Genomic DNA, 13,358 nt, shown 5'->3' on the forward strand with positions numbered 1-13,358 from the left:
TTCATATAATACAACTAACTATTTATCATGCATAAATAGTGGTTTAGTTCCCTTCGCTATCAAAAAGAATCTTCAGCAAGAATATATAGGGTTAAACTGAACGCAATTACCCAACTCAAAATAAGGGAGAGGTTCAAATGAAGAAGAAGATATGTCCAACCGTAAAGATGTTAGCGCTTTCAAGTTTGGCGATTACAGTAACGTCAGGACTCCTAAGTCCCTCATGGGCTGCGGCACAGGAGATGGTGCCGGCTACATATGATTCAGGACGTGAATCGGCGACTGCTTCTTATGAGCTTACCACAGATTCAGCTGTGGGACGTGACGTTTATGGTGACGATGTAAATTCAGGTGTTTTGGATCGTGAGCAATTATTTGGGCTGTCGGCTGTGGCGAAGCCAACCGCTGTTGTGAATACAGACAGCCTCCTGAACAAAATGCGCGACTTTAGCAAGTTCTCTACGGGGAATACATCCAAGGATACTACACTTGCCTTAAATATTGTATCCTGGCAATTACCACATGGCGGATTCTTCAAAGCTATGGAAAAGAATTATAAATCCAAATGGGATGGCAAAACTGCACGCTCCACATGGAAGAGCAAGGATGGTGTTGAGCTCGGAACGTTTGATAACGAAGCCACGACAACCGAGATTCGCTTTTTGGCAGATGTATACAAAAAAACCAAAAATAAAGACATTAAAAACAGTGTACAAAAAGCAGTCGATTTCGTACTAACCTCTCAATATTCCTCCGGTGGCTGGCCTCAGGTATACCCTAAACGTGGTAATTATTCCGATGCTGTAACTTATAATGATGATGCGATGGTTAGAGTTATGGTTTTGGCTGACGATATTGTGAACAAGAAGCAGCCGTTTGATAGCGATATTTTGGACGATGCATCTCGCTCCAGACTTCAGCAAGCACTAAACAAAGGTATCCAGTACACAATTAAGTCTCAAATTGTAAATAATGGTACACCGACAATCTGGGGTGCACAGCACGATCCGGCTACTTATGCATCTGTTGAAGCCCGGGCATTTGAGTTACCTTCCAAAACAACTACGGAATCAGTAGGCATTACTGCTTTTCTCATGTCCCAGCCGCAAACCGCTGAAGTGAAAAAAGCGGCTCAGAGCGCTTTGAAATGGTTTGATGCCAACCGAATCGACGGTATCAAATACAATCGTCAAGGTCCGGAGTTTTTCCAAAAGGATGCATCGAGCGTAATGTGGTATCGTTTCTATAATGTGGAAGACAATAAGTATTTCTTTTCAGACCGGGATGGCAAAAAGTATACCGACATCATGAAAATTAGTGAGGAAAGACGACTTGGTTACGCCTGGGCGGGAAGCCAGGCTAAGAGTTTGCTTAAGCTGGCTTCGGATAGCGGATATTATAAACTGTCCAAGCCGTTGCCACAATAATAAAGGCATTATTATATATGATTTGCGAGGGTGGACCGGTCGGTCTGCCCTCTTTTTGTTCCTGGGCTGTAAATATGGTTTAATGGAGAGAGGGCAAAATAGAGATAAAGATGCACAAAGATAGGAGAGCTTGTATGACTCAAGAGGAGAAACAAACGGAATTACGCTGGTATGGCGCATCGCTACGTGTCCGTTATCAGGAAAGCGACCAGATGGGGGTCGTATATCATGCAAATTATTTGAACTGGTTTGAGATCGGGCGTACCGAAATGATCCGGCAGGCGGGCTTTAACTATCGGAGCATGGAGGAACGAGGAGTCTTGCTGCCAGTTATTGAAATCAATGCGAAATATGCGAGTCCTGCTCGATATGATGATTTAATTACCATTTATACGGCAATTACGGACTTCTCTAGACTACGTCTAAACTATACCTATGAGGTTCGACGGGTAACGGACGATGAGCATCAAAGGTATCTGGGAAAGGTATGGACCCAGGCAGACATGCTACCGGGAGAACTGCTTGTCACAGGGATGACACGTCATGTATGGTTGAACACCGAATGGAAGCCTGTTCGACTAGATCAGGCGCTACCTGAGCTGTACACTGCATTAAGGTTTGCTTTTACAGGCGGGGAGGGGCAGAAGTCATGATGATGCGTAAACGTCTATGGCTGTTGCTGCTGCTCATTCCTTTGGCGGAGCTGTACGGGTTTATATGGGTAAGTCATTGGATTGGAGCGGGCAAAACGATTTTACTCATCATTCTGACGACCCTAATCGGGGCTGCCATGATGCAATTTGAAGGTCGTAAGGTGATTGCCGATGCGAAAAACGAAATGAACCGGGGACAAATGCCCGGCCGTAAAATGCTGGATGGATTATGTGTCTTTTTCGGTGGGAGCTTGCTGCTTATCCCCGGATTTTTAACAGATATTATTGGTTTTACGTTGGTATTCCCTTTAACACGAGCGTTGTACCGCCGCTTTTTATTGAAGTGGCTGGAGAAAAAAATGAAAAACGGCAGTATTACGTTTCGGCGGTTTTGACGTGAGCTGCCGTTTTTCCTATCCATGATCTAGCGGACTCTTCCAGCGAGAATATAGTTGCGCAAGTCCTGAATGACATTCGCACGATTCAGTGCATCAACGACAATTAGTGATACAGGTCCGATAATTAATCCTAAAACGCCAAATAGCTTGAGCCCGATGAACATACCGATGAGGGTGGGAAGCGGGTTCAAGCCCACGCTGCTGGCCAGCACCTTAGGCTCCACGATCTGTCGTCCAATCAACAGGATGATATAAAGGATCGACAATCCTACCCCTAGTGCCAAATTACCAGACATATACGCATACAGTATCCACGGAATCATCACAATGCCAACCCCCAAATAAGGTAGCAAGTCCACTAGCCCGATCATCAAACCGATGGTAAAGGCGGATTCCACACGCAATATGAACAGCCCAACAATGACTGTTAATGCCGTAATGGAGATGATAATAAACTGTGCACGCAAATAGCCGTACAGTGCTTTACGCAGATCGTGCCATATATCCGACAATGGTTTGCGAATCGTATCAGGAACCGTATTTGAGAGCATCCGACTATGTCGGTCCCAGTCCTTACTAATAAAAAAGGCTGCTAATACAATAACCATTAGAACTGCTCCCATATTAGGCAGAGAGGTTAGCAAGTTCAAAACTCCATTAAAAAATTGAGCGACTAGCGTAGTGACAGCCGAACTCACGGTTTGAGTTGTCTTATCAATATTACTGTTAATGGTATGTTGGTAATCCGGATTATCCCGGATAAAATGGTTAATTTCAATAATTACATTTTGAATCAAATCGCTTTGTGTCCAATCGATAAACAGACTTTTAAAACGCTCAATATGTCCGTCGAAAGTCATGGCCAACTTTATAACTTCTCGGACCATGCGGGTGATTGCCGCAGAAAGGATAATTGCAATTCCACCTAAATATACAAATAATGAGACCGTGACAGCCGTCCAACGTGGCATACGGGCTTTGTTACGCAGAAAACTAACCAGTGGATTCATGGCATAAGCCACAAGCCAGGCGAATAGGAAAGGATAGATGAGAGGGAAAAGCGCATATATGCCCAGTAACAGAGCTACAATCACGATTGCCACCCATATAGCACGAAATATGCGATTCAGGATTAATCGGCTCAAGCTCTCACGGCTCCTTTCTTTTGCGATGTTTTTCATAAAATAAATGCTCTACTATACATATGCGGGAAAGGGGGGAGACAAGACCTGTGTAAAAAAGTGCAAATAAATCAATATTTTTTGTAAGGGGTTTCAAAAATTTATTTATGGAAGCGATAAAACATTTGAATGTGTTGGAATAGCCCTCAATGTTCACATAAACGACAAAATCCAGTATAGTGAAAGAAGGTTTAAATATTGACATATGGCGTTAATATTACTCAGCTATTTAAAAGACATATCTTACTTTTGAAAATGTTTACATTGCAAGTCCGTTCACAATGTTTTTACAAAGGAGAGATGTAACGATGACAGCGACTAAAGGTCTGGAAGGGATCGTAGCGACCACTTCCTCCATAAGCTCTATCGTAGATGGCGTTCTCACGTACCGGGGTTATAACATTGATGATTTGGCTGTTAACGCCGATTTTGAAGAGGTAGCTTATTTGTTGTGGTTTGGAAAATTACCTGATAAAGAGCAATTGCAGGAGCTTCGCAACCAGTTAAGCGAATACGCTGCTATTCCAGATGAAATTGTTACTCAATTAAAGTTATACCCGAAAAATTTGAGCACGATGGCTGCCTTGAGGTCAGCCGTATCGTCTCTCGCTTTGTATGACCCAGAGGCGGATGATATGTCGAGAGAGTCTAATGTGACTAAAACCGTCAAGCTTCAGGCGCAATTGCCCACCATTGTGGCAGCGATAGCACGTATACGAGAGGGCTTGGAGCCGATTGCGCCTAAAAAAGGTATTTCCATCGCTGAAAACTTTTTGTATCAGCTGACTGGCAAGGATCCAGAGGAGACGGCTATTAAAGCGTTCAATCAGGCTCTCGTGCTGCACGCCGATCATGAATTAAATGCTTCTACCTTTGCTGCGCGTGTAACGGTAGCCACATTGTCGGATATTTATTCTGGAATCACGTCTGCAATTGGAGCTTTAAAAGGACCACTGCATGGTGGGGCCAATGAGGCTGTGGCCAAAACGCTGGAGGAGATTGGTGGTTTGGATCAGGTGGACTCCTATATTCAGGCGAAACTGGATAACCGCGAAAAAATTATGGGCTTTGGACACCGAGTCTATAAAAACGGTGATCCGCGTGCCAAGCACTTGCACAAAATGTCCCGCGAGCTGGGGGAAATGAACGGTGACACAACGTTGTTTGATATGTCAGTTCGAATTGAAGGAATTGTAACAGGGCAAAAAGGCTTGAAGCCCAATGTGGATTTTTATTCTGCCTCTGTGTATACCCAACTGGGTATCAAGAGAGACCTGTTTACACCTATTTTTGCTGTGAGTCGTGTATCTGGATGGACCGCACACATTTTAGAGCAGTATGAAAATAACCGCCTGATTCGTCCTCGCGCCGAATATACAGGTCCAATGGATCAAAAATATGTATCACCAGAGTTGCGCTAACCCTTTGTCGAAGGAAGATTGAGGTTGTATACCCTGAATTTAAAAAATAAGGTACAATAGAGGGGACGACGAGAGATGTACGTTTTTGTCTGTGATAAAGATCATGTCTTTCGTCCTGTACCCATTCATATCTGAGGAGGAAAAGGAACTTATGGCGAAATTTGAAAAGTTTGAGCTCCCAACTGAAGGCGAAAAAATTACGATTGATAACGGTCAACTACAGGTTCCGAACCATCCGGTAATTCCGTTTATCGAAGGTGACGGCACGGGTCGCGACATCTGGAAAGCTTCCAAACGCGTACTGGACGCAGCTGTAGAAAAAGCATATAACGGCAGCAAAAAGATTGCCTGGTATGAAGTATTCGCTGGTGAGAAAGCTTTCAATACATACGGCGAATGGCTCCCTAACGATACTTTGGAAGCCATCCGTGAGTATATTGTAGCCATCAAAGGACCACTTACGACACCTATTGGCGGTGGTATCCGTTCGTTGAATGTGGCATTGCGTCAAGAACTGGATTTATACGTATGTCTGCGTCCTGTTCGTTATTTTAACGGTGTTCCTTCTCCAGTGAAACGTCCTGAATTGGTAGACATGGTTATTTTCCGTGAGAACACAGAAGATATTTACGCGGGGATCGAGTATGCTGAAGGGTCCGAAGACGTGAAAAAGGTTATTCAGTTCCTCCAACAAGAGCTGGGTGTGAACAAAATCCGTTTCCCTGAAACCTCTGGTATTGGCATTAAGCCAGTTTCTTCCGAGGGTTCAAAGCGTCTGGTGCGGGCTGCCATTCAGTATGCTGTTGACCACGGACGCAAGAGTGTAACGCTCGTACACAAAGGTAACATTATGAAATTTACCGAGGGTGCCTTCAAAAACTGGGGTTATGAAGTGGCTGAGGAAGAATTTGCAGATAAAGTATTTACTTGGGCCCAATATGATGTAATCAAGGAAAAAGACGGTGAGGATGCGGCGAATGCAGCTCAAAAAGCAGCTGAAGATGCAGGCAAAATCATTATCAAGGATGCGATTGCTGATATTGCACTTCAGCAAGTACTGACTCGTCCTTCTGAATTTGATGTGATTGCTACGCTCAACCTGAACGGGGACTATCTGTCCGATGCTCTTGCTGCCCAAGTTGGTGGAATTGGTATTGCGCCAGGTGCGAACATTAACTATGTAACAGGGCATGCTATCTTTGAAGCTACACATGGTACAGCTCCAAAATACGCCGACAAAGACGTAGTGAACCCTGGTTCCGTAATTCTGTCGGGCGTAATGTTGCTTGAACACTTGGGTTGGCAAGAAGCGGCTGACCTGATTTACAAAGGGTTGGAGACGTCCATTAATAAGAAGATTGTAACTTATGACTTTGCTCGTCTGATGGATGGTGCTACACAAGTGAAATGCTCCGAGTTCGCAGATACCATTATTAGTAACCTGTAAGGAAGGGGAATACCACTTGTCCATTCAACGTAAAAAAATATCCATTGTTGGCGCCGGTTTTACCGGTGCCACTACCGCATTGCTGCTGGCTCAAAAGGAGCTAGGTGATATCGTACTCATCGATATTCCGCAACTAGAGAATCCGACCAAAGGCAAGGCGCTTGATATTTTGGAGGCCGGTCCGGTACAGGGATTTGACAGCCAGATCACGGGCACTTCCAATTACGAGGATGCAGCTAACTCGGATATCGTCATTATTACAGCCGGGATTGCACGCAAGCCGGGTATGAGCCGTGATGATTTGGTAAATACGAACGCAGGAATTGTAAAATCCGTTTGTGAGAACGTGAAGAAGTATGCGCCGGATTCTATCGTCATTATTCTGAGTAATCCGGTAGATGCTATGACCTATACTGCCTATCAAACGCTTGGGTTCCCGAAAAATCGGGTTATTGGCCAATCAGGTGTGCTGGATACAGCGCGATATTGTACCTTTATTGCACAAGAACTGAACGTTTCTGTCGAAGACGTGCGCGGCTTCGTTATGGGTGGTCACGGTGATGATATGGTGCCCCTGGTACGCTATTCCAGCGTTGGAGGTATACCTATCGAAACCCTGATTTCGCAGGAACGTATCGAAGCGATCGTACAACGGACACGCGGCGGTGGCGGAGAGATCGTTAATCTGTTGGGTAATGGTAGCGCATATTATGCTCCGGCAGCTTCGCTTGCACAAATGACAGAAGCGATTGTAAAAGATAAAAAACGGATTATTCCGGTCATTGCCTACCTGGAGGGAGAGTACGGCTATCAGGATTTATTCCTTGGCGTACCGACACTTCTTGGCGGCAATGGCATCGAAAAAGTGTTCGAGTTGGAATTGACAGCCGAAGAAAAAGCAGCGCTCGATCAATCCGCCGAATCGGTCCGCAGTGTGATTAAAATAGTTACCGTATAGATTCAATTTTCTACTAAGACGGTATACTTTTACTTGAAGAGGTGTCCCCAAGCCATAGTCATGGCCGCTGGACACCTCTTTTACTTTTAAGTAATCTATTCGTTTTCTTCTGTATTCCTTTGCTTTGACCCACTTCCCCGGTATAATAGAGTTCATATGTATTGATAGTTACATGAGGATTTTGAAAAATCCTGACATAGAAAAGCATGTCCCAAAACACTGAAAAGATGGTAGTCATTCGTTGGAATATGATCGTTCTATGGAAAAAAAGTTTGTAAGAAAACAAAGAAATGGAGGTTGTAAAGAATGTTTTTTATTCACATTATTGGATCACTGGCAATGGGTTTTTATTTATTGCTCCCCTTCGTTGTGGGCAAAATCGACAAATTGGCTCCTAGCGTGCAGGAGGGAACGATATCGGCTGTTCAGCTATTGAACCGTTTGGCTCAATTTGCACTGATCCTTGTGCTTGTTAGCGGTATTTATATGATTTTTCCCTGGGGTTCTTATTCGGTAGCATGGATCGTTGTCGTTTTGTTGTTGTTTCTCGCCATTTCTGGTATCGCGGGAGCCATGGGTAAGCCGTTACGGCTGTCGCTGGAAGCGATTCGTAGCCAACAGCCTATTACGCAATACGCTGGCAAAATGCGAATGTTCAGTACGCTGCTTGCCGTCTTCCTGATTTTAATTACGTTTTTAATGGTATACAGCCATATTATTTAATTATGCATTTGGTGAGAGCCTGTAATCGAATGATGACAAATGCTAAATTGAAAAAACGGTCTGTGCTGAATAAGCATAGGTCGTTTTTTTGTGCGCTCAAATAACTACATTTTTCGTTTAACGAATAACTTTGTGTGGTAAATCAGGAGTAGAGTGGATGCAAATGTTGCATCCTAAAAAATATCTGATTTTGAAGGGAGAATGTACAATGCCTAAAAGTAACCAACCTCAGCAAACCTTGCCCCCACAGCATCAGGACCAGCAACCGGGGATTGAGTCCAAAATGTCGCCTGCACCCCAGTTTGAAAAACCAACTTACAAAGCTGCTGGCAAGCTAACAGGTAAAGTTGCACTTATTACTGGTGGAGACAGTGGAATTGGACGGGCTGTAGCTGTCACGTATGCCAAAGAAGGTGCGGACGTAGCTATCATTTACTTGAATGAACACAAGGACGCGGAAGAAACAAAACGTCAGGTAGAGCAGGAGGGACGCAAATGTGTGTTGATTCCTGGCGATATCGGAGATGACCAATTTGCCAAAAAAGCGGTTCAACAGACGGTTCACGAGCTGGGCAAGCTCGACATCGTTGTGAACAATGCGGCAGAGCAGCATCCACAGCAAAAGCTGGAGGATATTACCAAAGAACAGTTGGAGCGTACTTTCCGTACGAATATTTTTGGTATGTTCTTCCTGACGCAAGCAGCATTGCCGCATTTGAAGAAAGGAAGCACTATCGTCAACACAACATCGATTACCGCGTACGCTGGGAATAAGACACTCATTGATTATTCATCGACCAAAGGGGCAATCACATCCTTTACTCGTTCCCTTTCACTCAATTTGGCGGATCAAGGTATTCGGGTGAACGCTGTAGCACCAGGGCCAATCTGGACGCCGTTAATCCCGTCTACATTTGATGCCAAGACGGTCAGCGAGTTTGGAGGAGCACAGCCAATGAAGCGTCCGGGTCAGCCGGAAGAATTGGCGCCAGCCTATGTGTACCTTGCTTCAGACGATTCTTCATATGTAAGCGGGCAGGTTATTCATATCAACGGCGGTGAAGTTATAAACGGATAAGAGGATAAAGGAAAGGCTGGGGGCGTGTTATGCCCTGGCCTTTTTTCTTTTCACGGTGGAACATAATGAAGGTAGCCTGTAGAATGAGACTTAACTTACTTAAAGGATGGGCATATTTTATGAAATCGTTTCGTTTCAGGCTTACCCTGATCATGCTGATTTTGATTGGCATATCTGTCCTTGCTGCTGGAATCACGATGGGACAAATTTTTAAAAATTCGAATATGAAGGTGCTAGAGGAGAACATGGGACGGGAGATCGACCTGCTTCGCGCTACATTCCCTTTTGTAAATGCAGATGCCCTGTCCAGCACGGATTATGTCTCTTATTATTCTCAAAAGGCGAAGGAAATTGCTCGTCTGACGGAATCACGGGTGACCTTCATTCGCAAGGACGGGACGGTGGTTGGCGATTCGTTAAGTGATCCGCGTAAGATGGAAAACCACGCATCACGTGATGAAATACGGCAAGCTACGGTGGAAGGAATCGGTCGGACAATACGCTACAGCGAAACTCTGCAACGAAACATGCTATACGTCGCTGAACCTGTTGTATCGGACAAGGGCTTTGATGGGTATATCCGTTTGTCTATGAGCCTGAAAGCGGTGGAGGAGGGAGTACGGCGCGGCTGGACGGCCATCGGGATTGGTCTTGTGTTGCTGTTTATTGCTGCTGGATTGGTGAGCTATCGTATTGCTCGCAGCCTCACCTCGCCCATTGAACATATTACAGGGGTAGCCAACCGCATATCAGGGCTGGATTATGACGCAAGAGTCGGTGTACAGCGCCGGGATGAGGTAGGGCAACTGGGTGAAGCCATTAATCGTATGGCTGACAGTCTCCAAGACCAAATGAAAACGATACGCGACAATGAGGATTTACTCCAGAGCGTCATGAGTAATATGACAGGCGGAATTCTAATGATTGATGCAAGTGAGTGTATTGCGCTTGTAAACCGTGAGTCTGAGCGAATGCTTGGTGTCGTGGGTAAACGGGTGACGGACAAGCCGTATCATGAGCTGAAGAAGCACTATGAGCTCACAAAGCTAATTGAGGGCAGCATACAAAGCAGAGAGAGGTTGCATGGTGAGGTTCATTTGTACAATCCCGAGGAGAGACTCGTGTTGCTGGACGGTGTCCCGATGTATGAGGATGAAGGCGGATACCGCGGGATGCTGTTCCTTTTACAGGATATTACGGCCATTCGACGGTTGGAAAATATGCGGAGTGAATTTGTGGCTAACGTTTCTCATGAGCTAAAAACACCGATTGCCGCGGTCAAGGGCTTTGCCGAGACGTTACTCGGTGGCGGGGTTAAAGATGAAGAAACGGCCCGCTCATTTTTGCAAATTATATATGATGAAAGCGAACGATTGAATCGGCTGATCGGTGACATTCTGGAGCTATCCAAAATTGAATCCAAGCGTTCTCCGCTGGATTGCTCGCCGGTGCACGTTTCGTCGTTCATAGATTCATTGCTGGAAAAACTGAACAATGTTGCGGCCAAAAAAAGAATTATGCTACAAATGGATATCCCGGATGAGTTGTTTATGGAGGCAGATGAAGATAAGCTTCAGCAGATTTTCTTGAACCTTTTGTCTAATGGCATCAACTACACACTTGATGGTGGCAAGGTAAAGATTAAGGTTCTAACGATACAGCGGGAGAATGACACGGAAAAGGTCGTATTTACAGTCAGTGATACAGGTATTGGAATTCCGAAGAAGGACCTGCCACGTATCTTTGAGCGCTTTTACCGGGTGGACAAAGGACGCTCGCGCAACTCTGGCGGAACGGGGCTGGGATTGTCGATCGTCAAACACTTGGTCGATTTGCATCATGGCACCCTTTCGGTGGAAAGTGAGCTTGGATTGGGTACCACATTTACAGTTGAATTACCGCTATTGCAACAGGAAGAATGAACTAGAACATTTTTTACATTCTGTTAACAATGCCGTGATAAAATAAACGGGTGTCGCATGAGTATGAAAAAGGTTACAGGATTTTGACCAATGCGCCTTTAACAGGTAAACAGGAGATGAAGTTATTTATGGGACAACGCTTGCTGGTTATTGAGGATGAACCAACGCTTGCCAGATTGCTATCCTACAATTTGATACAAGAAGGCTTCGAAGTGGACACGGAGGATCATGGCAGTGCCGGGTTTGAGAAAGCCTCCAGAGAGTCCTACGATTTGATCCTGCTGGATTTGATGTTGCCGGGAATGAACGGACTGGACATTCTGAGCAGACTTCGCCATCAGGGGCTGACGACGCCTATCATTATTTTAACGGCCAAAAACGGTGAAGCAGAGGTTGTTCAAGGGCTGAAGTCGGGTGCGGATGATTACATCACGAAGCCTTTTGGTGTTTCTGAGCTGTTGGCCCGCGTGACAGCTGTGCTGCGAAGAACCTCCGGCGGGGATGAAGGAGTGTTGTCTGATCAGAAAGATAGCTCCAAAATTCAATTGGGCGAGCTGGAGATTTACCCCGAAAAATATGAAGTCATTCTTGGAGGTCAGTCCATCAGCCTCAGACCAAAGGAATTTGAGGTGCTTCTTTATTTGTCTCGAAAGCCGGGTGTGGTATTGACCCGGGATGATCTGATGAATGCTGTTTGGGGTTTTGACTACATTGGCGGTCAACGGACCGTGGATGTGCACGTCAGTTCCTTACGTAAAAAGCTGGAGCTAGATCCCGACTCGGTTCATATTGATTCGATCCGTGGAGTGGGGTACAAGCTGGTTGTAAATAAAAAAAGAAGCGCTTCTCATTTATTATAAATGAGGAGCGTTTTTCTTTATCCATGGCAGTGTCCGGCGACTTTTGTGTCCATTTCGTGATTTTACATTTCATTAACAAAACTAGTCGCTAGAATCAACAAATGACCGATATGATGTTCCCGTCACTCCAAGTAGTTAAAAAAAGGGGACTTCAGAACGATGATAACGGAACCAAAGACCCAGCCGAGTTCCACTACCGTGATTGAACGTGAAGCATACAAGCCGATTACTACCTATGTGCCATGCCGGGAGGTTCCGATCATTGGTACGGACATGTCTTGTAAAGAACTGTTAGCACTTATGAAAACACAGGAAGATATACCTTGTGTTATTGTTGTGGATAAAAATGATCTTCCACTGGGCATTATTATGAGAGATGCGTATAATCGCCATTTTACGGGCAGATTTGCTGCGGCGTTGTTCTATGACAAGCCTGCGGCCATATTTGCCGACCCCGATACATTAATTGTGGATTTAAAAAGCCGGGCATCGGACATTGTGGAATTGGCGATGTTGCGTGAAGAACAGCGTTTTTACGATTGTGTGTTGATTAAGGAAGGCACACGATTACTCGGCGTACTCACGATTCGTGATATCCTGTCCGTCGTGCAGCGAATGCAAAGAGAAGCGGACGAAGAGCGGGGCGATGTGATTCGGCATAGCTATGACGGAGTCCAGCGTATTCAGCTGACTGTGCTGGATGCAGCTAAAGAGGCCGATGACAGTGTGCGGCTAACCCGCTCAATGAGTGAATTATCCCGCCGTGGCAAAGTAGAATTGGAGGATGTTTTGCTCTCCTATCGTGCGGTCACGGAGCAAATGAAGCGCCAGCATGAGCAGATGACGGCGTTGACCCAATCGCTGAATGACATTGCGGGCATGGCCTCATCCATTCGTGCACTGGCAGATCAAAGCGGACTGCTGGCGATCAATGCGTCCATTGAGGCGGCGCATGCTGGCGAACACGGACGAGGCTTCCAGATTGTGTCTCAGGAGGTGCGGAATATGTCACTCCAGACGAAAGCTTTTTCCACGCAGATTACAGGCTTACTCACCCATATCGAGCAGATGCTGCGTGACACTGCTGAACTGACGGATACGAGTATGCAGCAGATTCATACAGGCTCTCAATATATTTCTGCTGGAACACAAACTTTTGCCAAACTATTGCAGGCTGTCGATGAAATTGAAGCCAAAAACAGCGAAATGTCCCATTCCGCAGAGGAAGCGGCTTTGAATGCAGCCGAAATTGCACAGGAGCTTGAGCTCATGCTAAGTTCTTGATCATTT

General features: G+C 45.4%; 12 protein-coding genes. 11 read left to right on the forward strand and 1 reads right to left on the reverse strand.

Translation table 11 applies throughout. From position 1 onward, the window contains the following. Positions 1-137 precede the first annotated feature (137 nt). The 3 genes from pelA to JOE49_RS13790 all read left to right on the forward strand — a co-directional run bounded on the left by pelA (position 138) and on the right by JOE49_RS13790 (position 2,475). A complete protein-coding gene (pelA, locus tag JOE49_RS13780) occupies positions 138-1,427 on the forward strand; it encodes a pectate lyase (RefSeq protein ID WP_209941552.1) in 1,290 nt (429 codons plus the stop codon). Positions 1,428-1,561: 134 nt separating this feature from the next. Further along, a complete protein-coding gene (locus JOE49_RS13785) occupies positions 1,562-2,080 on the forward strand; it encodes an acyl-CoA thioesterase (protein ID WP_209941553.1) in 519 nt (172 codons plus the stop codon). Continuing rightward, entirely contained in the window at positions 2,077-2,475 is a 399-nt protein-coding gene (locus tag JOE49_RS13790) for an FxsA family protein (RefSeq protein ID WP_013309596.1), read from the forward strand. The genes JOE49_RS13785 and JOE49_RS13790 overlap by 4 nt, the downstream gene beginning before the upstream one ends. A gap of 29 nt (positions 2,476-2,504) precedes the next feature. Here the strand turns inward: JOE49_RS13790 and ytvI are convergent, their stop codons facing one another. Further along, on the reverse strand, positions 2,505-3,623 hold the full coding sequence (ytvI, locus tag JOE49_RS13795; protein WP_028542894.1) for a sporulation integral membrane protein YtvI: 1,119 nt from the start codon (positions 3,621-3,623) through the stop codon (positions 2,505-2,507). Positions 3,624-3,967: 344 nt separating this feature from the next. Between ytvI and citZ the strand changes: the two genes are divergently transcribed. From citZ to JOE49_RS13835, 8 genes are all read left to right on the forward strand, one after another. Next, a complete protein-coding gene (citZ, locus tag JOE49_RS13800; protein WP_028542893.1) occupies positions 3,968-5,080 on the forward strand; it encodes a citrate synthase in 1,113 nt (370 codons plus the stop codon). A 151-nt stretch (positions 5,081-5,231) separates the two neighbouring features. After that, positions 5,232-6,527, forward strand: a complete 1,296-nt coding sequence (gene icd / locus JOE49_RS13805; protein WP_023987916.1) for an NADP-dependent isocitrate dehydrogenase — start codon at positions 5,232-5,234, stop codon at positions 6,525-6,527. A gap of 16 nt (positions 6,528-6,543) precedes the next feature. Continuing rightward, positions 6,544-7,485: a malate dehydrogenase gene (mdh, locus tag JOE49_RS13810; protein ID WP_028542892.1), complete on the forward strand. Its 942-nt coding sequence runs from the start codon at positions 6,544-6,546 to the stop codon at positions 7,483-7,485. Between the two features lie 306 nt (positions 7,486-7,791). Next, positions 7,792-8,208: a hypothetical protein gene (locus tag JOE49_RS13815; RefSeq protein WP_023987918.1), complete on the forward strand. Its 417-nt coding sequence runs from the start codon at positions 7,792-7,794 to the stop codon at positions 8,206-8,208. Positions 8,209-8,416: 208 nt separating this feature from the next. Continuing rightward, the gene (locus JOE49_RS13820; protein WP_023987919.1) at positions 8,417-9,286 is read left to right on the forward strand and encodes an SDR family oxidoreductase; all 870 of its coding nucleotides are present in this window, start codon (positions 8,417-8,419) and stop codon (positions 9,284-9,286) included. Positions 9,287-9,405: 119 nt separating this feature from the next. Continuing rightward, complete coding sequence (gene pnpS, locus JOE49_RS13825; RefSeq protein WP_209941555.1) at positions 9,406-11,208, forward strand: two-component system histidine kinase PnpS; 1,803 nt, start codon at positions 9,406-9,408, stop codon at positions 11,206-11,208. Between the two features lie 128 nt (positions 11,209-11,336). Next, the gene (locus JOE49_RS13830; protein WP_013309604.1) at positions 11,337-12,068 is read left to right on the forward strand and encodes a response regulator transcription factor; all 732 of its coding nucleotides are present in this window, start codon (positions 11,337-11,339) and stop codon (positions 12,066-12,068) included. Between the two features lie 159 nt (positions 12,069-12,227). After that, positions 12,228-13,352 (forward strand): methyl-accepting chemotaxis protein, encoded by a 1,125-nt coding sequence (locus JOE49_RS13835; protein WP_209941557.1) that lies wholly within the window; start codon positions 12,228-12,230, stop codon positions 13,350-13,352. The last annotated feature ends 6 nt before the right edge of the window (positions 13,353-13,358 follow it).

This window comes from Paenibacillus sp. PvR133 (assembly GCF_017833155.1).
GTDB lineage: Bacteria > Bacillota > Bacilli > Paenibacillales > Paenibacillaceae > Paenibacillus > Paenibacillus polymyxa_B.